The sequence below is a fragment of the Luteimonas sp. 9C genome (genome assembly GCF_902506295.1).
GTDB lineage: Bacteria > Pseudomonadota > Gammaproteobacteria > Xanthomonadales > Xanthomonadaceae > Luteimonas.
The window spans coordinates 1836095-1859738 of record NZ_LR733312.1 but is presented as its reverse complement, the minus strand read 5'-3'; the positions used below and the strand labels follow the sequence as shown (position 1 = coordinate 1859738).

Below are 23644 nucleotides of genomic sequence, written 5' to 3'. Positions count from 1 at the left end.
CCCGGTACCGCGTCTCACATGTCGTGCTTGGCGAGATCGAGGCCGGCGGCCTTGTACTGCTTCCAGCGCTCGCGCAGCGGTTCGCGCGCCGAGTCGTCGGCCGGCACCACTTCGAGCACGCGCTCGAAGCCCGGCGGCGCCACTTCGTCGCGCAGGTTGATGACCAGGGCGCGCATCGGCGCATCGAAGTCGGGTGGGGCGATGAGGACGGGGGTGTCATCGTCCTCCTCGTCCATGCCGGCGATCTGGTGCGGGATGTAGGCGTCTTCGCCCATGTCCCACAGCAGGTCGTCGAGCGCCTCGGCCTGTTCGGCGTCGCGGGCGAGGATCAGCGTCCACAGGTCGGCCGCATAGGACTTGCGGACCAGTTCGCAGACCAGGCGCAGCGGTTCCTCGCGGAAACGCGGCTTGGCGATCAGGTAGAAATCGGCGCGGGCCATGGCGGTGGCGGTCGGGCCGGAACCGGGGACGCGACGCGATGCCGCATCCCCGCTGGGCCCGGACCGGTCAGGCGACCTGGTCCATGAGCCACTGGCTCAGCAGGCCGACCGGGCGGCCAGTGGCGTAGGCCATCTTGCCGCTGCCGCTGGCACTGCCGGCGATGTCGAGATGCGCCCAGCGCTGGCCTTCGGTGAAGCGCGACAGGAAGCAGCCCGCGGTGATCGCGCCGCCCCAGCGGCCGCCGATGTTGTAGACGTCGGCGAAGTTGGAATCGAGCATCGACTGGTATTCGTCCCACAACGGCAGACGCCAGGCGCGGTCGAACACATGCTCGCCGGCGGCCAGCAGTTCGGCGGCCAGATCGTCGTGCTTGCTCATCAGGCCGGTGGCCTGCGTGCCCAGCGCGACCATGCAGGCGCCAGTCAACGTGGCGACGTCGACGAGCGCGGCCGGCTCGAAGCGTTCGGCGTAGGTCAGCGCGTCGCACAGGATCAGGCGGCCCTCGGCGTCGGTGTTGCCGACTTCGATGGTCTTGCCCGACATGCTGGTGATGACGTCGGACGGGCGATACGCGTCGCCGTCGATGCCGTTCTCCACCGCCGGCACGATCACGTGCAGGTTGATCGGCAGATCCAGGCCGACCGCGGACACGAACGTGCCCATGACCGTCGCCGCGCCGCACATGTCGAACTTCATTTCCTCGATGCCGCCCTGCGTCTTGAGGTTGACGCCGCCGGTATCGAAGGTGATGCCCTTGCCGACCAGCACGACGGGCTTGGCGTCGCCGCCGTTCTTCCAGCTCAGCACGACCAGGCGCGGCCGGTTGGCCGAACCACGCGCCACGGCGAGCAGCGAGCCCATGCCCAGCGCTTCCATCTGCGCCTCTTCGAGCACTTCGCACGAGGCCTTGTCGAAGCGCGAGGCGAATGTCTTCGCCTGCTCGCCGAGATAGGCCGGGTTACAGATGTTCGGCGGCAGGTTGCCGAGCTCGCGGGCGAACTGCACGCCCGCGGCGATCGCCTTGCCCTGCGCCAGGGCATCGCCATCGTCACCGACGATGGCGACCGACTGGAGGGTGTCGGGCTCGCGCTTCTTGTTCTTGGCGCCCAGCGTGGCGACGTAACGGTATGCCGCGTGATCGGCGGCGACCACGGCCTGGCGGATCTTCCAGGCGGTGTCGCGACCGGCGACGTCGAGATCGGCCAACGCGATCGCGGCGCTGGCGCTGTTGCCGTCGCGCAGCGCGCGCACCGCATCGGCGACCGCCTTGAGGTACTGCGGCACGCCGAACTTGGCGCGTTCGCCCAGGCCGATGGCCAGCACGCGCGGCGCGGTGACGCCCGGCAGGTCGTGCAGCAGGCTGGTGCGACCGGCCTTGCCGGACAGGTCGCCACGTGCGGCGAGGGCGGACAAACGGCCGCCGCTGGCGGTGTCGAGCGCGTCGGCAGCACCGGCGAGCGGGCCATCCGCGAAGACGCCAATGACGAGGCAATCGCTGGTCAGGGTGGCGGGGGACGTGTGGTTCAGGGTGAATTCGAGGGTCATCAACCAGATTCCATGGGGTGATCGGTACACTTCACGGTCCAGCGCACGGCGCCCAGTCAGGCTTGCCGCTGCAGAAGCGCCGTGGTGGCGCGGCTGGACGAACTCCCAAGTCTAAAGCAAAGCCCCCACACCCGATGTCGAAGCTCGACCGATACCTGTCCCGCGAGTTGGCCCAGTCCACGTTCGCCGCCCTCGTGGTGCTGCTGATCGTGAGCCTGGGCGGCGTGTTCGCGGACGTGCTGAGCGACATCGCCCGCGGCCGCGTGCCGGCCAAGCTGATGCTGGCCCAGCTGGGCCTGTCGGTCATCAGCTACATGCCGCTGATCCTGCCGCTGGGCCTGATGCTCGGGCTGATGCTGGGGTTCGGCAGGCTGTACCGCGACTCTGAAATGCCCGTGTTGACCTCGGTCGGCATCGGTCCGCGGCGCCTGCTGCGGTCGCTGGCGGTGGTGGTGGGCCCGATGCTGCTGGTGATCGGCGCCTGCTCGCTGTGGCTGGGCCCGTGGGCGCGCGACTATTCGCAGCAGATGATCGAAGCCGGCCAGCGCAGCCTGCTGGTGTCGGGCCTGGAGGCCGGACGTTTCGTCGAATTCCCAGGCGGCAGCGGCGTGGTCTACGTCAATGCGATGTCCGACGACGGCAGCAAGCTGGGCCGCGTGTTCGTCTATCGCCAGGACGAGGGGCGCATGGACGTGACCACCTCGTTGACCGGCGCGCTGAGCATCGACGGCACCGAACGCTTCCTGCGCCTCGATGAAGGCTTCCGCGTCGAAGGCCCGCTCGATGGCGGCCTCGACTACCGCCTGATGCGCTACGCCAGCAACGAACTGCGCCTGCCGGCGGTCGAATCGCGCGCCGACGGCGACGATCCCGAGCTGCAGCCGACGCTCTCGCTGTTCGGCGATGCCCGCCCCGAAGCGCATGCCGAGCTGCACTACCGCCTCGCGCCGGTGCTGCTGACCCTGGCATTCGCGCTGCTGGCGGTGCCGCTCGCGCGCAGCCCGCCGCGCCAGGCGCGCTATGGCCGGATGATGACCGGCTTCCTCGCCTACGTGATGGGCATGAACCTGATGATGCTCGGCAAGGACTGGGTCGCCGAAGGGCGCATTCCGGTGCTGCTGGGCCTGTGGTGGCTGGTGCTGCCGCTGCTGGGCTTCGCGGCCTGGATGTACTTCAGCGATGGCCGGGTCGCCGCGCCCAAGTGGAAGCGCGCGAAATGAAGCCCTTGATCCGCATCCATGACCTCTACGTCGCCAAGGTCGTCACCGTGATGGTGCTGGCGACCTGGATGGTGCTGGTCGGTCTCGACGCGGTGATGGCCGGCGTCAGCGAGATCGGCGCGGTCGGCCAGGGCGATTACACCTATTTCAGCGCGGTCACCTACATCCTGCAGACGCTGCCGCGGCGCGCGTATGTGATGTTTCCGACGGCGGCTGTCATCGGCTCGCTGATGGGCCTGGGCCAGCTGGCGGCGACCTCGGAACTCATCGCCATGCGCGCCGTGGGCCTGTCGCGCACGCGACTGAGCGTGTCGGTCGCGCTGCCATTGCTGCTGATGACCGCAGTCATGGTGCTCAACGGCGAGACGCTGGGTCCAATGGCCCAGCGCAGCGCGGACAGCATGAAGTCGGCCGCGCGTTCCAGCGACATGATCGTCGGCCGCTATTCGGGCCTGTGGGCGCGCGAGGGCGATACGTTCCTCAACGCGCAGAACGGGACCGAGATCAGCGACGGCGCTGGCGCCCGCATCCAGCTGCAGGACGTGCGCCTGTTCGAATTCGCCAGCGATGGCCGTCTGGAATCCGTGGCCCACGCCAAGACGGCGGAGCACGGCGTCGACGGCTGGCGCCTGCGCAACGTCCAGAGAACCTGGTTCGAGCCGCGCGCGGTGACCCGCACCGAAGCGCTGGAGGAGCAGTGGGATTCGCAGCTCGACGCGACGACCCTGGCGGCGAGCGCCAGCAACATCTGGCGTCCGCGGTACATGCCGGCGAGCGAGCTGCGGGCCGGCATCGAATATCGGCATCGCAACGAGCTCGATGCGAGCGAGTTCGAAGAGCACTACTGGGGGCGCTGGTTCTATCCCCTCAACGTACTGGCGCTGTGTCTGGCGGCGATTCCGTTCGCGTTCGGCTCCCTGCGCAGCGGCAACGCCGGCAAGCGCCTCTTCATCGGCGTCGTCTTCGCGCTGGGCTTCTGGCTGGGCCAGATGCAGATCGTCAAGCTCGCGGCCGTGTACCGCATCGACTATCGCCTGGCCTACCTCATACCGCCGGTGGTCATGCTGATCGTCTCCTGGACGCTCTTTCGCCGCCGGAGTGGGTGAGCGCCCGTCGCTCACGCGGCACTGCCGCGTGACGGGCGCGAACGCCTCGCGTGCGACGCGAGGCTGGACGCGCGATCCAATGAATCTTCGATAGCAGGTCGCCCAAGCCGCGTACGGCAGCGAACGCCTCGCGTGCTCCACGAGGCCGGACGTGAGATCCAATGATTCGTCGATGGCGGGTCGACCCGATCCGCGTGACGGGCGCGTACGCCGGACGCGCGATGCGACGAAAAGGCCGGGCGCAGCGCCGGAATGACGCGAGACCGCGTCAACCGCCGGCCGATCCCCGTTTCGCTTCCCGCACCATCCGCGTGCCGCTCGCGCGGTCGTGCCAGGTCAGCCGGTCTCGGTCGATCCAGGCCCACCAGAATCCCAGGCCGCCGGCCAGCAGCGAGATCGTCGCGACCCCGAATCGCAGCCACAGGGCGCGGGTCGATGCGCGCCCACCATCGAGCGTGCGCACGCGCAGACGCCATGGCCGCATGCCGAGCGTCTGCCCGCCGTTGCGCCAGCTGATCACGGCGTACAGCCCGGTCACGCCCCAGCACGCCGCCCACAGCGCGAACTGCAGCCCGCTCAGCGGCGCGATGTTCTGGTGCGCGTCGTGGCGGCCGAGAAACGTGAAAGCGGCCGTGAATGCCGCCGACAACAGCAGCCACAGCGCGAGTGCCGGCCACAGGTCGTAGACCAGGGCCAGCAGGCGCCAGCCGATCCATGGACGGGGACGCGCGGTCGGCAACATCGGGGCATCGGACATCGAGCAAGCATAGCCGCAGCGTCGACCGTCTAAGCTGGCGCCGATGTCCAGCCGAACCGCCACGACCACGCCTGCAGACCGCCGCGCGCTTGCGATCGCGCTGCCGCCGTTGCGCGAGGCCGACCGCCGCGACATCGAAAATTTCCTCGATGCGTTCTGGGCCGAACACGGCATCGCCCGGCAGACCGCGGCCGCCTACCGGCGCGATCTCGAGGGTCTGGCACGCTGGCGTGACGGTCGCGACGGCGGCATCGCGGACGCGGACCGAGTCGCGCTGTTCGAGCACCTCGCCTGGCGCACGCGGCATGGCTGGTCGCCCCGCAGCAACGCCCGGTTGCTGTCCGCGCTGCGGGCGTTCTTCGCGCATCGCCAGCGCCGACATGGACGTCGCGACGACCCCACCGCATTGCTCGATCCGCCGAAGCTGCCACGTTCCCTGCCCAAAGCGCTGGGCGAGTCGGAGATCGACGCGCTGCTGGGTGCGCCCGACACCACCAGCGTCGACGGCCTGCGCGATCGCACCATGCTGGAACTGATGTACGCCTGCGGCCTGCGCGTCAGTGAGCTGGTCGATCTGCCGGCCAACGGCGTCAATCTTCGACAGGGCGCGCTGCGCGTGACCGGCAAGGGTGAGCGCACGCGTCTCGTGCCGCTGGGCGAGGAGGCCCAGCACTGGCTGCAGCGGTATCTCGACGAGGCCCGGCCGACGCTCGCAGGCGGCAGGGGGGCGGCGCGCGACGCTGCGGGCGACACGCCCCTGTTCCTGACCGCGCGGCGCACGGCGATGAGCCGGCAACGATTCTGGGTGCTGGTGAAACGGCACGCGGCCGCGGCCGGCATCGACCCCGCCCGCATCAGCCCGCACGGCTTGCGGCACAGCTTCGCCACCCACCTGCTCAACCACGGCGCGGATCTGCGTGCCCTGCAGATGCTGCTGGGTCACAGTTCGCTGTCGACGACGCAGATCTACACGCTCGTCGCCCGCGAACAGCTCAAACGCCTGCACGCCACCCACCATCCGAGGGGGTGAGGCGCACCCGTATGCGCGGCACTGCCGCGCGGGTGCGCCGAACGCCCGGCGTGCTTCGCCGGGCCGGACGGGCGATGAAACGAAGGGCCGGCAGCGGGTCGATCCAGGCCGCGCGGGTGCGCCGAACGCCCGGCGTGCTTCGCTGCGACAACGCGCGTTCCCGCGAGCCGATCAGGTGCTGGCCGGGCGCGCGATCATCGTTGCGTGCAGTGCGCACGTAGATCGCCTGCACCGGTCGGAGGTGTCGTTCGCCGGGAGACCGGGAGTCAAACGCCCTCTCCCCGTGGGCGAGGGTTGGGGGCAGCAGGTCGCAGCGAACCGGCCGCCGTAACGAGGAGCGATGGGTTTCGCTTCGCTCTGGCCATCCTGCGAAACAGAACGATGCCCGGTCGCTGCGCTTTCGAACGCGCAGAACCGGTGTTTCCATCATCAGGCCGGGCCCGCCACGCCACTCCGGTCCCCACCATGAACGCCCCCAGCCGCGCTCCAGGCCGCGCGGAGCCCGCCCCAGCCCTTCATGCCAGAATGACCACCCCCGGGATCGCCCCCGCTCTTGGTCGTCAGATTCGATGAAGCACTACGTGTTCGCCCTGCTCGGCGCCTTCAGCCTGTCCGCCTGTGCCCAGAATCCCGGGGCCTCCGATCCCGTCACGGCGACTCCGTCGGCCACGCCCGCGCCGGCCGCGATCGAAGCGCCTGCAGGCTCGCCGGCTGCCGAGGCGCGCGATGCGATCCTCTCGATCAATCCGCGCGTGTCGATCGAAAGCGTCTCCGATGCGCCGCTGCCGGGTTTCCAGGAAGTGGTGGTGTCCGGCCAGGTGCTCTACGTCAGCAACGACGGCCGCTACGTGCTGCAGGGCAGCCTGTTCGACGCACGCGAGAAGCGTGACCTGAGCCAGGCGGGCCTGTCGAAGCTGCGCCAACGCCTGCTGTCGGAAGTGCCGGAAGACCAGCGAATCATCTTCGCGCCGGCCAATCCCAAGTACACGGTGTCGGTCTTCACCGATGTGGAGTGCGGCTACTGCCGCCGCCTGCATGAGGAGATCGCCGAGTACAACAAGCGCGGCATCGCGATCGAGTATCTGGCCTACCCGCGCATGGGCCCGGGCAGCGACGACTTCCGCCTGATGGAATCGGTCTGGTGCGCCGCCGATCGCAAGAAGGCCCTGACCGATGCCAAGGCCGGCCGCCGCGTCGATTCCAAGGCCTGCGAGAATCCGGTCGCCGCGCACTACGCGCTCGGCCAGCGCGCCGGCCTGACCGGCACGCCGATGATCATCGCCGCCGACGGCACCCAGATGCCCGGTTACATGCCGCCCGACCAGCTGCTCGAAGCGCTGCAGCGCCTCGATGGCGAGGCCGCTGGCGGCAGCCGCTGAGCCGATCGGACCCGCGCACAGGCGCGGTTGGGGCGGCGGGCGCGGCCATTGGCTACAATGGCCGGCCCTGAAATACGGTTTCCCCGGACATGATCGTCCTCGAGGGCCAGCAGGCCCTGTCGCCGTTCCGCCGCGAACGGCTTGAAGCACGTCTGCAGTCGGTGTCGCCCGCGCTTTCCGTCGCCGGTGCCTGGCATGTCTACTTCGTCGAAGCCGAGTCCGGGCAGTCGCCCGACGACGCCACGCTGCGACGCATTCTCGAGGTCGATGCCGGTCCCGCACCGGCGCGCGTCGACGGCGCGGTGTCGCGCTACGTCTCGCCGCGGCTGGGCACGATTTCGCCCTGGGCCAGCAAGTCGACCGAGCTGCTGCGCGGCGCCGGCCTTCCGGTGCATCGCGTCGAACGCGGCCTGCGCCTGGATCTGACCGGCTGGCCGGACGATGCGGCCACGCAGTCGGCTGTCTCGAAGTTGCTGCACGACCCGATGACGCAGTCGCTGCTCGACGACGTGGACGCCGCCGACGCACTGTTCGCAGCGCCCGCGCGCGGCGCGCTGGAGCGTATTCCGCTCGACGGTCTCGATGCCGCCAACACGCGTCTTGGCTTGGCATTGGCCGATGACGAAATCGCGTACTTGCGCGAACGCTTCGGCGCCCTCGGCCGCGATCCCGCCGACGTCGAGCTGATGATGTTCGCGCAGGCGAACTCCGAGCACTGCCGGCACAAGATCTTCAACGCGTCGTGGACCATCGACGGCGAAGACATGCAGCGCAACGGTCGCACGCAGTCGCTGTTCGGCATGATCCGCCACACGCATGCGACCACGCCCGAACACACGCTCTCGGCCTACAGCGACAACGCCGCGGTCGTCGAAGGCTATCCCGCGCAGCGGTTTCGGCCCGATCCAGTGTCGTTCGAATACCGCAGCGAGCCACTGGCCGACAGCGCGTTCTGCATCAAGGTCGAGACCCACAACCATCCGACCGCGATCTCGCCGTTCGCGGGCGCGGCGACCGGCGCCGGCGGTGAAATCCGTGACGAAGGCGCGACCGGCCGCGGCGGCAAGCCCAAGGCCGGCCTGACCGGTTTCTCGGTCTCGCACCTGCGCATCCCGACGCTGCCGCAGCCGTGGGAAGCGCCGCGCGCGCTGAATCCGCGCATGGCGCCGGCGCTCGAGATCATGCTCGACGGCCCGCTCGGCGGCGCCGCGTTCAACAACGAATTCGGCCGTCCGAACCTGCTCGGTTATTTCCGCAGTTTCGAACTGCCCGAAGGCGAGGACGGCCTGGTCCGCGGTTACGACAAGCCGATCATGCTGGCCGGTGGCCTCGGCGCGATCGATCGCACGATGGTCGAGAAGAAGACGCTGTCGGCGGGCGATGCGGTGGTCGTGCTCGGCGGCCCGGCGATGCTGATCGGCCTGGGCGGCGGCGCGGCGAGTTCGGTGGCCTCGGGCGAGAGCGCCGAGGATCTCGATTTCGCCTCCGTGCAGCGCGACAACCCCGAGATGGAGCGCCGCGTGCAGGAGGTCATCGACCGCTGCGTGGCGCTCGGCGATCACAACCCGATCCTGTGGTTCCACGACGTCGGCGCGGGCGGCCTGTCGAACGCGATTCCCGAGCTGCTGCACGACTCGGACGTCGGCGGCGTCATCGATCTCGACCGCGTGCCCAGCGACGACCCGTCGCTGTCGCCGATGCAGCTGTGGTGCAACGAGTCGCAGGAGCGCTACGTCCTCGGCATTCCGCAGGACCGCGTCGAGGAGTTCGAAGCCATCTGCGCGCGCGAGCGCTGCCCGGTCGCGATCGTCGGCGTGGCGACGGCCGAAGAACATCTGACGGTCGGCCATGGTGCGACGCTGGAGACGATCGGCAGCGGCCGTGACTGGCCCATCGATCTGCCGATGGATGTGTTGTTCGGCAAGCCGCCGAAGATGCATCGCGACACCGCACGCACCACACCGCATCGCTGGCCGGCGCTCAACAGCCGCGCCGTCGATCTGCACGAAGCCGGTCTGCGCGTGCTCGCGCATCCGACCGTCGCGTCGAAGTCCTTCCTCGTCACGATCGGCGACCGCAGCGTCGGCGGCCTGACCGCGCGCGACCAGATGGTCGGCCCGTGGCAGCTGCCGGTCGCCGATTGCGCGATCACGCTGTCGGGGTTCGAAGGCTTCACGGGTGAAGCCATGGCGATCGGCGAGCGCAGCCCGCTGGCGCTGATCGATGCCGCCGCCGCCGCGCGCATGGCCGTGGGCGAGGCGATCACCAACCTGTGCGCCGCGCCGGTCGAGACCCTGCACCGGGTCAAGCTGTCGGCGAACTGGATGGCCGCGGCCGGACATGCCGGCGAAGACGCGCGTCTGTTCGACGCGGTGCATGCGGTGGCCATGGAACTCTGCCCCGGGATCGACCTGGCGATTCCGGTGGGCAAGGATTCGCTGTCGATGCAGGCGCAGTGGCAGGCGGACGGCACCGCGCACAAGGTGGTGTCACCGGTCTCGCTGGTGATCACCGCCTTCGCCCCCGTGCCCGACGTGCGCACGCAGCTCACGCCGCTGCTCGGCCGCGAGCCCGACACCGAGCTGTGGCTGATCGGCCTGGGCGCCGGCAAGCAGCGTCTCGGCGGGTCGGTGCTGTCGCAGTGTTTCGAGGGCTTCGGCGGCGCCGTGCCCGACGTCGACGAACCCGAGCGCCTGAAGGCGTTCTTCGAACTGATCTGCGAAGCGCGCGAGGCCGGCCTGCTGATGGCCTATCACGACCGCTCCGACGGAGGCGCATTCGCCGCGCTGTGCGAGATGGCGTTCACTGCGCACGTCGGTCTCGACATCGACCTCGAAGGCTGGGGCGACGACCGCAACCGGGATGCCCTGCGCACGCTGTTCTCCGAAGAGCTCGGCGCGGTGGTGCAGATCGCAGGCGAAGACCGGGCCGAGTTCGCCGATCTCGTCGCACGCCATGGCCTGATCGAATGCGCGCAGCGCATCGCACGGCCGACGACGGCGAACGCGATCCGCGTCCTCGACGGCGACGACGTGCTCGCCGAGTGGAAATGGGAGGCGCTGTTCGATGCGTGGTGGTCGGTGACGCACGCGATGCAGGCGCTGCGCGACAACCCCGCATGCGCGGAGGAAGAGCGCGCGACCGCCCGCCGCTTCGATGCGCCGCCGATGCGTCCGGTGCTGACCTTCGATCCGTCCGAAGACATCGCCGCGCCCTACATCGCGACCGGCGTACGACCGAAGGTCGCCGTGCTGCGCGAGCAGGGGGTCAACGGCCAGATCGAAATGGCGTCCGCGTTCGACCGCGCCGGCTTCACCGCCGTCGACGTGCACATGAGCGACCTGATCGCCGGCCGCGTGGACCTGGCGACGATGCAGGGACTCGTGGCCTGCGGCGGCTTCAGCTACGGCGACGTGCTCGGCGCCGGCCGCGGCTGGGCGACGTCGATCCTCGAAACCGCCGAGCTGCGGGCCGCGTTCGAACGCTTCTTCGCGCGTGGCGATACGTTTTCTCTGGGTGTCTGCAACGGCTGCCAGATGCTCTCGCAGCTCAAGCCGATCATCCCCGGCGCCCAGCACTGGCCCCGCCTGCTGCGCAACCGCAGCGAGCAGTTCGAAGCACGCTTCGGCCTCCTCGAGGTCGAGGCCTCGCCATCGCTGTTCTTCAATGGCATGGCCGGCTCGCGGATTCCGGTGGCCATCGCCCACGGCGAAGGTCGGGTGCAGTTCGACGACGATGCCGACAGGATCGCGGCCACGGTCGCCCTGCGGTATGTCGACGGGGCAGGGCGGGCTGCGTGCTATCCGGCCAATCCGAACGGCTCGGAGGACGCCATCGCCGGCCTCGCCTCCGCCGACGGCCGCGCCACGATCCTGATGCCGCACCCCGAGCGCACACCGCGCACGGCCAATCTCAGCTGGGCACCGGCCGACTGGCCGGACGACAGCCCGTGGCTGCGCATGTTCCGGAACGCGAGGCAGCATCTCGGCTGAGCTGACGCACTGCGTCAGATGTTGCGCATACAGGTCGGGGCGGGCGATGGAGACATCGTGCCGGCCCGATCCATTTTGTGCGCTGTGCACGGTGTCATCCGACGTGATCGGCGCCGGCAGGGACGAAACCGCCGCCGTTGAGTCGCTCCGTGCGCCCATAAAAGCCAAACCGAATCAGTGATTTAACTGGATTTCTAGATCGCGGGCGGCAGGCGTTCGCCTGCAGGCATGGCGCATTGCACCCTCGGCCACGGAGTGACAATTTTTGCGCACCGCCGCTTGACGCCAGCGCTCACTCGGGAGGAGTATCGGGTCACAGTTTGGCGTTTGGGGAAGATTCAAGTTGCATACATCCCGCCTTCATCTGGCGCGTTATCGCGCTGCAACGCCGGTTCCGGGACGCGGAACCGCCATCGCCTGAGACATACCGAAGCCGCAGTGGTCGCTCGACGACCCTGCGGCTTTTTTTTCGCCGAAATTCCAATCAAACCAAGCACTTCTAGGGGCTGTCGAAATGAATCGCATCTATCGCAAGGTATGGAACAAGTCGCTGGGCCAGGTCGTGGTCGCATCCGAGCTGGCCTCCAGCGACAGCGCTGGCGCATGTGACGGTGGCGGCGCAGCCGCGCACAGCCGCTCCGCGCTCGCGGTGGCCCTGAGTCTGATGCTGTTCGGCCTGGCCTCGCCCATGGCATTGGCACAAGCGGTATGCGTGGACGCGGACGGCAACCCGATCGGCACTGCGGCGGGTGCGGACAGCACCGCCTGCGGTATCGGCGCCGAGGCGACCGGCGCCGCGTCGACCGCGGTCGGTCGCGCAGCGATCGCCAGTGGCCTGCGGGCGACGGCCGTGGGCGCCCGCGCCAATGCGACCGGGGACAACGCCACCGCGCTGGGCAACAACGCCCAGTCCACCGGCAACGCATCGACCGCCGTGGGGCGCAATGCCGTCGCCAGCGGCACCGCCGCGGCGGCGATGGGTGTCAACAGCACCGCGTCGAACACCAACACCACCGCGCTCGGCACCGGCAGCAACGCCACCGCGTCGAACAGCACGGCCGTCGGTCGCAGCGCGAACGCCCTCGACACGAATGCGGCCGCGTTCGGTGCGCTGTCGAACGCGGCGGGCCTGAACTCGACCGCGATCGGCACGGCGGCCATCGCAGGCGGCAATGCCGCCGTGGCCCTGGGTCGCGGCAGCCAGGCGCTGGGCGTCGCGTCGACCGCAGTGGGTACCACCAGTACGGCCTCCGGCGATGGTTCGGTGGCCCTCGGGACCTCGGCCAGCGCGGAAGCGGTGCGCTCCACCGCGCTGGGTCGTGGTGCGGTCGCCAGCGCCGCCGGCAGCGTGGCGCTGGGTCATGGCTCGGTGGCTGATCGCGCGAATACGGTGTCGGTCGGCACGGCCGACGCGCAGCGCCAGATCACGAATGTGGCCGCGGGCACGCAGGCGAACGACGCCGTCAACGTGGCGCAGCTGGAGGCCGTGGCGGACGACGCCGCGCAGTCGGTGCGTCATTTCCAGGCGACGGGTGTCGCCGATGCCAGCGCCACAGGTGCCGAATCGGTGGCGTCGGGTGCGGGCGCGAGTTCGTCCGGCGACGGCAGCGTGGCATCGGGCGCGGGCGCGGATGCCTCGGGCGTCGAAGCTGTTGCGATCGGCTACGCGACCGATGCGTCGGGGGACGGGGCCACTGCGGTGGGCGCGGAGAGCAGCGCGGCGGGTTCGCAGGGCGCGGCATTCGGTCTGGGTGCCTCGGCGGGCGGTGATTTCACGACTGCAGTCGGCGCGAATGCCGACGCCAGCGGCTTCAACAGCACCGCGGTCGGTAATGCGAGCCGCGCGACCGGTCTGCTGAGCCTGGCCGTGGGCGCCGACAGTGGCGCTGCCGGGGATTTCAGTACCGCGATCGGTACGGTCGCCTTCGCATCGGGTGACGAGAGTGTGGCGCTGGGCCTGTTCTCGGAAGCCGCGGCAGCGGGCAGCGTCGCAATCGGTGCGTTTTCGCTTGCCGACCGCGAGAACAGCGTGTCGGTCGGTTCGGCCGGCAACGAGCGCCAGATCACCAACGTCGAGGCCGGTACGGAAGCGACGGATGCGGTGAACGTCGGCCAGTTGGAAGAGGCGACGGCCAACAGTCGTTATTTCCGCGCCGATGGTGCGGGTGAGGCCTATGCGCTCGGCGCCGATTCGACCGCAGCGGGCTCCGATGCCTATGCGGAAGGCGACTTCAGCACGGCGATCGGTGCAACGAGCAGCGCGAACGCGGAAGGTGCTTCGGCATTCGGCAGCGGCTCGACTGCGCAGGCGAGCAATTCCACGGCGGTCGGCTTCAACGCGACCGCGTTCGGCCAGAACAGCGCCGCACTCGGCGCCGGGGCGCAGGCTGATGGTGCCGCCAGTGTCGCGATCGGCGGCAACGCGGTGGACGAAAACGGCGATCCACTGCTGACGCTGGGCGGCGCGCCGGTGGAGACCTCGGCCACCAGCGCGGGCGTCGCCGCGACGGCCGTCGGTGCAAGCGCGGACGCGACGGGCTTCGCATCCGCTGCGGTCGGCGTGGGTGCCAGCGCAATCGGTGACCAGTCGCTGGCGCTGGGTGCGGTATCGACCGCGTCGGCCGATTTCGCGACGGCGGTGGGCTCCCAGGCGGTTGCCAGTGGCGCCAGCAGCGTGGCGGTCGGCGGCCCGGCGGATCTGATCCCCGGGTTCGGCTTCTTCGTCTCGACGGCCGCCACCGGCGACAACGCCGCGGCATTCGGCGCGGGCACCATCGCGTCGGGCGACAACAGCACCGCGGTCGGCACGCTCAGTGAAGCGGCGGGCGCGGGCAGCACCACGGTCGGCTACTTCGCATACGCGGCAGGTGAGAACGCGACCGCGATCGGCGGCGAGTCCTGGGCCAGCGGCGTGGACAGCCTTGCAGTGGGCTACTTCTCGACGGCACTGGGGGCGAACAGCGTTGCGCTCGGCGCCAACTCGACGGCTTCGCGCGCGAACACGGTGTCAGTGGGCGACGTCGACAACGAGCGCCAGATCACCAACGTCGCGGCCGGTACGGAGACGACCGATGCGGTGAACGTGGGTCAGCTGGAAGAGGCGACGGCCGACAGCAAGTACTTCCGCGCGACCGGCGAGGGCGAAGCATTCGTCAATGGCGAAGACGCCACGGCCGCCGGCTCGAATGCCTTCGCCGATGGCGACTACGCGACCGCATTGGGTGCATCGAGCGATGCGTTCGGCACCGGTGCGTCGGCGATCGGCAGCGGCGCAGTCGCGCAGGCCGAGTACGCGACGGCGCTCGGCTACAACGCGAGCGCGTTCGGCCAGAACAGCGTGGCGGTCGGCGCACTTGCGCAGGCGGATGGCGCAGCGAGCGTGGCGATCGGCGGCAACGCCGTGGACGCGGACGGCGAACCGCTGCTGACCCTGGGCGGCGTGCCGGTGGAGACGGCCGCCACCAGCGCCGGCGTGGCCGGTACGGCAGTGGGTGCGAGCGCGGATGCCTCGGGTTTCGCAGGCTCTGCCTTCGGCGTCGGTGCAACGGCGTCGGGCGAGGTGTCGTCCGCCTTCGGTGCGGTTGCGACGGCCGCGGGCGATGCGTCGACGGCGATGGGCTATGCATCGGCGGCGAGCGGCGTGGACTCGACCGCGATCGGTTCGTACTCGGTGGCTTCGGGCCTCAACAGCGTCGCCGTCGGCGGCGGCGCGGGGATCTTCAGCCTCTTCCCGACTGCAGCCTCCGGCGACTACTCGACCGCCGTCGGTGGCGCCGCGTCGGCGAGTGGTTTCAACAGCACGACGGTCGGCAACTTCTCCGAAGCGTCCGGTGATGACTCGCTGGCACTGGGTTCGGACGCCATCGCCTCCGCGGAGGGCAGCGTTGCGCTCGGCCAGGGCTCGGAAGCCACGCGTGCGAATACGGTGTCGGTCGGCAGCGAAGGCAGCGAGCGTCAGATCACCAACGTTGCTGCCGGTACGCAGGGCACCGATGCGGTGAATCTGGACCAGCTGGAAGACGCCACCCAGTACAACAAGTACTTCGCCGCGACGGGCGGCGTGGACAACGACAACGCTGCCGCTGCGGATGGCGAATACGCCACGGCGGCGGGCGAGAGTGCCTTTGCGGGCAGTGATGGAGCGTCCGCTTTCGGTAGCGGCGCGTTCGCGTTCGAAACGGGCGCCACGGCGATCGGCTTCAACGCAACGGCCAGCGGCGCCAGCAGCGTGGCCCTGGGCGAGTCGGCAGAGGCGAGCAACATAGAAGCGGTCGCGGTGGGCTACACGGCCGCTGCAACCGGCAGCGCAGCCACCGCCGTGGGTGCGGAGAGCGTCGCCAGTGGCGACCAGACGGCAGCATTCGGTCTGCTGGCCGAAGCCTCCGGCGATTTCGCGACCGCGGTCGGTAGCAGCGCAGTGGCCAGTGGCTTCAACAGCGCCGCCTTCGGCAGCGCGAGCGCGGCCACCGGCGACGACAGTGTGGCGGTCGGCTCCGACAGCACCGCCTCGGGCCTGGGCAGCACGGCGGTCGGTCAGGGCAGCGTCGCTTCGGAAGAAGCGACCACCGCAGTCGGCGGAATCGCGGCTGGATTCGCAACACGCGCGTCGGGACTTGCCGCAACCGCACTGGGCGCTGGCGCGGAAGCGACGGCCGACTTCACCACTTCCGTGGGCACGTTGTCCTGGGCCGAAGCCGAAGACTCGACGGCGCTTGGTTTCGGCGCCTATGCCTCTGCAACCAACAGCGTCGCGCTCGGCGCGCTCTCCGAGGCCGACCGTGCGAACAGCGTGTCGGTGGGCTCGGCCGGCAACGAGCGCCAGATCACCAATGTCGCGGCCGGTACGGAAACGACAGACGCGGTGAACATGGGCCAGTTGGAAGAGGCGACGGCCGACAGCAAATACTTCCGCGCGACCGGCGAGGGTGAGGCGTACGCCGACGGCCTGGACGCGACTGCGTCGGGTTCGAACGCGACTGCCGGTGGAGACTATTCGACCGCCACAGGTTCGGGAACGAACGCCATCGGCGTCGGCTCGTCGGCCTTCGGCAGCGGTGCGGGTGCCTGGGGCGACTACGCCACGGCGTCCGGCTACAACGCAGTAGCCGAGGGCAATTCCAGTACCGCAGTCGGCGGCTGGCTGTATTACGAAGATCCGGACACCGGTGAAGTGCTGCTCGACCAGACGACGACCGCGCTCGGGGACGGCGCGTCGGCATTCGGCGCCGGCGCGCAGGCCAATGGCGCGTTCAGTACCGCAACCGGCGCAGCTTCGACCGCCGACGGTCAGCAGTCGACGGCGGTGGGCTACAGCAGCACCGCAATGACGGACGGCTCGAGCGCGCTGGGCGCGTTCTCCGAAGCGACGGGCGGTTTCGCAACCGCCGTGGGCTACGGCAGCGTGGCCAGCGGTGACTACGGTCTCGCGGTTGGCGGCATTGCCGACTACGGCGATCTGCTGATTGGCTTCCCAGGTCTCATCCTGCAGACGACGGAAGCCAGCGGCGTTGCATCGACGGCGCTCGGCAACGGCGCGCTGGCGACCGACATCGGCGCGACCGCCGTCGGCACGCTTGCCGAAGCGACCGGCATCCAGTCGACGTCGGTCGGCACACTGGCCTACGCCACCGCGGATGGCGCATCTGCAATCGGCAGCGGCACGTCGGCCTCGGCCGACGACGCAACTGCGATTGGATTCCTGGCGGATGCCAGCGCGGTGAACAGCGTGGCGCTGGGTGCGAACGCGGTGGCCGATCGCGAGAACAGCGTGTCGGTCGGTTCGGCCGGCAGCGAGCGCCAGATCACCAACGTTGCCGCGGCGACCGAGGGGACGGACGCGGTGAATCTGGACCAGCTGGAAACCGCGACCCAGTACAACAAGTACTTCGCGGCGACGGGCAACAACGCCGATCCGGCGGACGACGTCGGCGCATACGCAGAAGGCCTCAACGCCACCGCGGCCGGCGATGCCAGCAATGCGTTCGGTGACGGCGCATCGGCGTTCGGCAGTGGCGCCTTCGCGGGTGCCGACCTGGCCACCGCGATCGGCTTCAATGCGACTGCATCGGCCGCCAACGCGATTGCCATCGGTGCAACGGCCGAGGCGACCGGCGAGTACGCCGTCGCACTGGGTGCCGAAAGCCTGGCGAGCGGCGAACTCTCGACCGCCACCGGCGCTGCCGCTGTCGCCAGCGGCGACGGTAGCTTGGCGTCCGGTTCCCTGGCCGAGGCCTCGGGTGTCGAGTCGACCGCGGTAGGCTTCTTCGCCGAAGCATCCGGCGAGACCGCAACCGCAGTGGGCGCGGAGAGCATCGCCAGCGGCACCGAGTCGGCTGCGTTCGGTTTCCTCGCCGAGGCATCGGGCAGCTTCTCCACTGCCGTGGGTGGCAGTGCGGCCGCCTCGGGCTTCAACAGCTCGGCATTCGGCAACGCGAGCGCGGCATCGGGGGATGACAGCGTCGCGGTGGGCTCGGACAGCACCGCCTCGGGCCTGGGCAGCACGGCGGTCGGTCAGGGCAGCATCGCCTCCGAAGAAGCGACGACTGCAGTCGGCGGTATCGCGGCTGGATTTGCGACCCGCGCGTCGGGACTTGCCGCAACCGCCCTGGGCGCGGGCGCGGAAGCCACGGCAGACTTCACCACCTCGGTCGGCACGTTGTCGTGGGCCGAAGCCGAAGACTCGACGGCGCTCGGCTTCGGCGCGTATGCCTCTGCAACCAACAGTGTCGCGCTCGGCGCGCTTTCCGAGGCCGACCGTGCGAACAGCGTGTCGGTGGGCTCGGCCGGCAACGAGCGTCAGATCACGAACGTCGCGGCCGGCACGGAATCGACCGACGCGGTGAACGTGGGCCAGCTGGAAGAGGCCACCGCCGACAGCAAGTACTTCCGCGCGACCGGCGAGGGAGAGGCCTACGTCAACGGCGAGGATGCAACGGCCGCGGGCTCGAACGCGTTCGCCGACGGTGACTACGCCACCGCGCTGGGCGCAGCGAGCGACGCGTTCGGCACCGGCGCATCGGCAATCGGCAGCGGTGCACGTGCGCAGGCCGACTACGCGACGGCGATCGGCTTCAATGCCTCGGCGCAGGGCCAGAACAGCGTGGCGGTCGGCGCACTTGCGCAGGCAAACGGCGCTGCGAGCGTGGCGGTGGGCGGCCAGGCTGTCGACGAAAGCGGGAACCCGCTGCTCGTTGACGGTGACGGCAATCCCATCGAAACCGGTGCAACGAGTGCGGGCGTCGGCGGCACTGCAATGGGTGCGAGCGCCGACGCGACCGGGTTCGCGTCGACGGCGGTCGGCGTCGGCGCGGCTGCAACGGGCGCCCAGTCTTCGGCGTTCGGTGCGGTGGCCAATGCGCTGGGTGATTTCTCGACCGCGGTCGGCACCGAAAGTGCGGCCACCGGCGACAGCAGCGTGGCAGTCGGTGCGGGGGCAAGTGCAACGGGTGGATTTACGACGGCGGTCGGCAGCGGTTCGCGTGCGACTGCGGAGAATGCGACCGCGCTCGGCGAATTCGCCTGGGCGACCGGTGCCAACGCCACCGCCGTCGGCGAGTTCGCGTGGGCGACTGGCGCGGGCACCACGGCGCTCGGTCAGGATTCCTTCGCGACCGGCGCGAGCGCGACGGCCCTGGGGCTGGGTGCGTTCGCGTCCGCCTCGAACAGCGTGGCGCTCGGTGCCAACTCCCAATCCACGCGTGCAGACACCGTTTCGGTGGGCACCGCGACCAGCCAGCGACAAATCGTCAATGTGGCTGCAGGTACGCAGGCGAATGACGCGGTGAACCTCGCGCAACTCCAGGGTGCGGTCGCATCGGTCGATACGGAAGGCAATCGCTACTTCGCAGCGACGCCTGCCGATGGTGACGTCGGCGTCGGTGCGACGGCCGGCGCGGCCAGTTCGGTGGCGGCGGGTGAACTGGCGGTGGCGTCCGCTGAAAACTCGGTCGCTGTCGGTGCCAACGCCAGTGCCAGCGGCGTCCGCTCGACCGCGGTTGGCCAGGGTGCGTCTGCAAGCGACGAAGAAGCGGCAGCGTTCGGCCAGGCGGCCGATGCGTCCGGCTTCCATTCGACGGCGATCGGCGCGCTCGCCGAGTCCAGCGGCCGTGGCGCGACCGCGATCGGTTGGGACTCGACCGCGTCGGGTGCGCTCTCCACCGCCCTGGGCAACTCCGCAGCGGCGACGGGCGAGAACAGCACGGCACTGGGTCGCGCGGCCATCGCTTCGGCAGCCCGCTCCACAGCGGTCGGCCAGGCTGCATCGGCCAGCGACGAAGAGGCGGCAGCGTTCGGCCAGGCCGCTGATGCCTCGGGCTTCCATTCGACGGCGATCGGTGCGCTCGCCGAGTCCAGCGGCCGCGGCGCGACCGCGATCGGTTGGGACTCGACCGCGTCGGGTGCGCTCTCCACTGCGCTGGGCAACTCCGCGGCGGCGACGGGCGAGAACAGCACGGCACTGGGTCGCGCAGCCATTGCTTCCGCAGCCCGCTCCACAGCGGTCGGCCAGGCTGCATCGGCCAGCGACGAAGAGGCGGCAGCGTTCGGCCAGGCCGCTGATGCCTCGGGCTTCCATTCGACGGCGATCGGCGCGCTCGCCGAGTCCAGCGGCCGCGGCGCGACCGCGATCGGTTGGGACTCGACCGCGTCGGGTGCGCTCTCCACTGCACTGGGTAACTCCGCAGCGGCGACGGGCGAAAACAGCACGGCCTTGGGTCGTCAGGCGGCTGCATCGGGGCTCAACAGCACGGCGGTCGGCCAGACCGCGGTCGCAACTGCGGACAATAGTGTCGCGCTGGGCCAAGGTTCGATCGCAGATCGTGCCAATACCGTCTCCATCGGCGCTGCCGGTAACGCGCGACAGCTGACCAATGTGGCGGCAGGCACGGAGGACACGGACGCGGTCAACATGTCGCAGTTGAATGACACGAATGCGCGCGTCGACGTTGTTGAAGGACGCGTGGACGATCTTGATGTGCGGATCGGGGATGTGGAAGGCGCGGCGGCCAATGCCGTTGCGTACTCCGATGCCGACAAGTCGACCGTTGAGTTGGCCGGCGAGAACGGGACACGGATTTCCAATCTCGCTGCCGGCAGCGTCTCCGCTGCTAGCACGGACGCGATCAACGGTGGGCAGCTCTACGACGGTCTCGCGAGCACGGCGAACGCGCTCGGCGGCGGTTCGATGGTCGATACCGCGTTCGGCACGGTGACGATGCCCAACTACTCGATCCAGGGCAGCAGCTACGCCGGCATCGAAGCGACCTTCGGTGCGCTCAATACGGAAATCACCAACCTCAAGAACCGCGTCGGCAGCGTCGAAGGCGTGATCGAAGGCGGGGCCGGCACCAACGACCGCGTGGCGGTGGGCGGTGACGGCTCTGGTGACGACCATGCCAGCGTCGGCACCGACACCAACGGTGTGGCGATCGGCTCCAACGCCACCGCCAACGGCCAGAACGGCGTCGCGGTCGGCGGAGACGCCTACGCCGCCGGTCCCAACGACACGGCGATCGGCGGCAATGCACGCGTCGATGCGGACGGCAGCACGGCGGTCGGTGCGAACACCAGCATCTCGGCGAACGCGACAAATGCGGTAGCGGTGGGCGAGGGCGCGTCGGTGACGGCGGCGTCGGGCACTGCGATCGGTCAGGGCGCCAGCGTGACCGCGCAGGGTGCAGTGGCGCTGGGTCAGGGCTCGACGGCCGACCGCGCGAACACCGTGTCGGTGGGCAGCGCGGGCAACCAGCGCCAGATCACCAATGTGGCGGCGGGTACGCAGGCAACGGATGCGGCGAATGTGGGCCAGGTGGACGCTGCGCGGACCCAGGCTGTCGCAACCTCCAACGCCTACACGGACCAGAAGTTCGCCGCATGGAACGACAACTTCGAAACCTTCCAGGGGGACGTCGACCGTCGCTTCTACGACACCGATCGCCGGATCGACCGTCAGGGTGCGATGGGCGCGGCCATGCTCAACATGGCCACCAGCGCCGCCGGCATCCGGACCGAGAACCGAGTCGGCGTCGGCATCGGTTTCCAGGGTGGCGAGAGCGCGCTGTCTGTGGGTTACCAGCGCGCGATCAGTGAACGTGCGACGGTGACCGTCGGCGGCGCCTTCAGTGGTGACGAGAAATCAGTGGGTGTGGGTGCCGGCTTCGGCTGGTAAGCAATGCGTACGGGTCGCCGTCACGTCCGCTCGCGGGCAGGCGGGGCGGCGGCCCGCAGCGTCATGTCGAAAGTGGAACAAATCCAAAAACGTTGAGGAGAGTGTTGATGTCGATGAAGAACAAGACGCTGCTGTGCGCCGCTGTCGCAGCCGCAATGAGCATGCCGAGCGCGTTCGCAGCCGGTCCGGTGATTGGCGACTCGAAGATCGTCCAGCCGTCGGCGTCTGCGCAGCAGGCGGGCGCGCGCCTGATCGTCAAGTATCGGGAAGGCACGCTGGAGCGCAGCAGCAACAGCGCCAAGACGCGCGTCATCCAGTCCGCAGCAGCCCGTTCGGGTGCCAGCGCCAAGGCGGCCCGCAGTGGCGGTGTTTCGGCCACGCACCTGCGTCAGCTTGGCGTCGGTGCGGATCTGCTGCGTCTCTCGCAGAAGATGGACAGCAGCGCGCTGAACGCGCTGGTCCGCGAGATCTCGGCCGATCCGTCCGTTGAGTATGCGCAGGTCGACACGCGTGACTACGCGCTTGTCGGACCGCGCCGCACGACGGATGCGCAGCCGCAGTTCACGCCCAACGACCCGTTCTACGCGCAGTACCAGTGGAACTTCACCAACCCCGTGGGCGGCGTCAATGCATCCGCGGCGTGGGATGTCTCCAGTGGTGAGGGCATCGTGGTGGCGGTGATCGACACCGGCATCCTGCCGACGCATCCGGACATGAATGCCGGTCAGTTGCTCGACGGCTACGACTTCATCACCGATGCGTTCGTGTCGCGTCGTCCCACGGACGAACGTGTGCCGGGTGCACTCGATTATGGTGACTGGAATCCGGAAGCGGGTGAGTGCTATGCCGGCTCCCCGGTCAGCGGCAGCTCGTGGCACGGCACGCACGTGGCCGGTACGGTGGCCCAGTCCACCAACAACGCGCTGGGCGCAGCCGGTCTTGCTTACAACGCCAAGGTTCTGCCGCTGCGCGCCCTGGGTCGCTGTGGCGGTTACGGCTCCGACATCGCCGATGCCATCGTCTGGGCCTCCGGCGGTTCGGTTCCGGGACTTCCCGCGAACGAAAACCCGGCCGAAGTCATCAACCTCAGCCTCGGTGGCGGTTCCGCATGTGATGCCACGTACCAGGACGCCATCGACATCGCGACCGCCAACGGCAGCCTCGTGGTCGTGGCTGCAGGCAACAGCAACTCCAACGTCGCCAATTTCCGCCCTGCAAGCTGCAACAACGTGGTCGCCGTCGGCGCGTCGCGCATCACCGGCGGCCGCGCGTCGTACTCGAACTTCGGTCCGCTGGTCGACCTGGCGGCACCCGGCGGTGGTGGTGGCCAGGATACGGGCAACGACGGATGGGACGGCTACATCCTCCAGGCAGGCTCCAATGCCGAGACCACGCCCGATTCGGGTACGTTCTCCTACGTCGGTTACACCGGCACATCGATGGCCTCGCCGCACGTCGCGGCGGTGGCAGCGCTGGTGCAGAGCGCGTTGTCGGCTGCGGATCGTGACCCGCTGACGCCGGCGGCGCTGGAAGCCCTGCTGAAGTCGACGGCACGACCGTTCCCGACCACCATTCCCAGCAACACCCCGATCGGCACCGGCATCGTCGATCCGGTCGCGGCGCTGTCGCTGGCCCTCGAGGAGCCTTGCGATCCGGAGGTCGAAGAGTGCGCCCCGCCGGCCACGCCGCTCGCCAATGCGACGCCCGTGCGTGCGCTGTCGGGCACTGCGGGTGGCGAGACGCTCTACAGCATCGACGTGCCGGCTGGCGTCAGTGGCCCGCTGAGCGTCACCACGAGTGGTGGCAGCGGCGATGTGTCGCTGCATGTCAGCCTCGACGAGGCGCCGGGTGAGACCGGAACCTGGAACTCGACGCGTCCGGGCAACTCCGAAACCATCCGCATCAATGCCCCGGCTGCGGGTACGTACTACATCAAGCTGAAGGGCGTTCGCGCGTATTCGAACGTCACGCTGCAGGCGCGTTTCAGCCAGCCGCCGGTCTGACCCGGC

Annotated in this window: 10 protein-coding genes; 7 read left to right on the top strand and 3 right to left on the bottom strand. The window is 69.4% G+C overall.

Annotated elements, in window-relative coordinates; all coding sequences use genetic code 11:
- Positions 1-14: 14 nt before the first annotated feature.
- Together CURTO8I2_RS08445 and CURTO8I2_RS08440 are read right to left on the bottom strand one after the other, a co-directional pair.
- Entirely contained in the window at positions 15-440 is a 426-nt protein-coding gene (locus tag CURTO8I2_RS08445) for a DNA polymerase III subunit chi (protein ID WP_159680339.1), read from the bottom strand.
- A 67-nt stretch (positions 441-507) separates the two neighbouring features.
- On the bottom strand, positions 508-1986 hold the full coding sequence (locus tag CURTO8I2_RS08440; RefSeq protein WP_159680337.1) for a leucyl aminopeptidase: 1479 nt from the start codon (positions 1984-1986) through the stop codon (positions 508-510).
- A 134-nt stretch (positions 1987-2120) separates the two neighbouring features.
- On the opposite strand from CURTO8I2_RS08440, the gene lptF reads away from it, so the two are divergent.
- Positions 2121-3206 (top strand): LPS export ABC transporter permease LptF, encoded by a 1086-nt coding sequence (lptF, locus tag CURTO8I2_RS08435; protein ID WP_159680335.1) that lies wholly within the window; start codon positions 2121-2123, stop codon positions 3204-3206.
- Positions 3203-4312, top strand: coding sequence for an LPS export ABC transporter permease LptG (lptG, locus tag CURTO8I2_RS08430; protein ID WP_159680333.1), 1110 nt, complete (start codon positions 3203-3205; stop codon positions 4310-4312). The genes lptF and lptG overlap by 4 nt, the downstream gene beginning before the upstream one ends.
- A gap of 268 nt (positions 4313-4580) precedes the next feature.
- Here the strand turns inward: lptG and CURTO8I2_RS08425 are convergent, their stop codons facing one another.
- On the bottom strand, positions 4581-5069 hold the full coding sequence (locus tag CURTO8I2_RS08425; protein WP_159680331.1) for an RDD family protein: 489 nt from the start codon (positions 5067-5069) through the stop codon (positions 4581-4583).
- Between the two features lie 43 nt (positions 5070-5112).
- On the opposite strand from CURTO8I2_RS08425, the gene xerD reads away from it, so the two are divergent.
- The 5 genes from xerD (at position 5113) to CURTO8I2_RS08400 (ending at position 23638) form a co-directional block, all read left to right on the top strand.
- Positions 5113-6099 (top strand): site-specific tyrosine recombinase XerD, encoded by a 987-nt coding sequence (xerD, locus tag CURTO8I2_RS08420; protein WP_159680329.1) that lies wholly within the window; start codon positions 5113-5115, stop codon positions 6097-6099.
- A gap of 569 nt (positions 6100-6668) precedes the next feature.
- Positions 6669-7478: a DsbC family protein gene (locus CURTO8I2_RS08415; RefSeq protein WP_159680327.1), complete on the top strand. Its 810-nt coding sequence runs from the start codon at positions 6669-6671 to the stop codon at positions 7476-7478.
- A gap of 89 nt (positions 7479-7567) precedes the next feature.
- Positions 7568-11470 carry a phosphoribosylformylglycinamidine synthase gene (purL, locus tag CURTO8I2_RS08410; protein ID WP_159680326.1) on the top strand — a complete coding sequence of 1301 codons (3903 nt, stop codon included), beginning with the start codon at positions 7568-7570 and terminating at the stop codon, positions 11468-11470.
- Between the two features lie 514 nt (positions 11471-11984).
- Positions 11985-21635, top strand: a complete 9651-nt coding sequence (locus tag CURTO8I2_RS08405) for an ESPR-type extended signal peptide-containing protein (protein ID WP_159680324.1) — start codon at positions 11985-11987, stop codon at positions 21633-21635.
- 107 nt (positions 21636-21742) lie between these two features.
- Positions 21743-23638: a S8 family peptidase gene (locus CURTO8I2_RS08400; RefSeq protein ID WP_201295492.1), complete on the top strand. Its 1896-nt coding sequence runs from the start codon at positions 21743-21745 to the stop codon at positions 23636-23638.
- Positions 23639-23644 lie beyond the last annotated feature (6 nt).

What these genes read in the sequence shown, in the direction of transcription:
- purL (WP_159680326.1), top strand. Translation starts at nt 7,568, where the DNA reads ATGATCGTCCTCGAGGGCCAGCAGGCCCTGTCGCCGTTCCGCCGCGAA.
- lptG (WP_159680333.1), top strand. Translation starts at nt 3,203, where the DNA reads ATGAAGCCCTTGATCCGCATCCATGACCTCTACGTCGCCAAGGTCGTC.
- CURTO8I2_RS08405 (WP_159680324.1), top strand. Translation starts at nt 11,985, where the DNA reads ATGAATCGCATCTATCGCAAGGTATGGAACAAGTCGCTGGGCCAGGTC.
- CURTO8I2_RS08425 (WP_159680331.1), bottom strand. Translation starts at nt 5,069, where the DNA reads ATGTCCGATGCCCCGATGTTGCCGACCGCGCGTCCCCGTCCATGGATC.
- lptF (WP_159680335.1), top strand. Translation starts at nt 2,121, where the DNA reads ATGTCGAAGCTCGACCGATACCTGTCCCGCGAGTTGGCCCAGTCCACG.
- CURTO8I2_RS08440 (WP_159680337.1), bottom strand. Translation starts at nt 1,986, where the DNA reads ATGACCCTCGAATTCACCCTGAACCACACGTCCCCCGCCACCCTGACC.
- CURTO8I2_RS08415 (WP_159680327.1), top strand. Translation starts at nt 6,669, where the DNA reads ATGAAGCACTACGTGTTCGCCCTGCTCGGCGCCTTCAGCCTGTCCGCC.
- CURTO8I2_RS08400 (WP_201295492.1), top strand. Translation starts at nt 21,743, where the DNA reads ATGTCGATGAAGAACAAGACGCTGCTGTGCGCCGCTGTCGCAGCCGCA.
- xerD (WP_159680329.1), top strand. Translation starts at nt 5,113, where the DNA reads ATGTCCAGCCGAACCGCCACGACCACGCCTGCAGACCGCCGCGCGCTT.
- CURTO8I2_RS08445 (WP_159680339.1), bottom strand. Translation starts at nt 440, where the DNA reads ATGGCCCGCGCCGATTTCTACCTGATCGCCAAGCCGCGTTTCCGCGAG.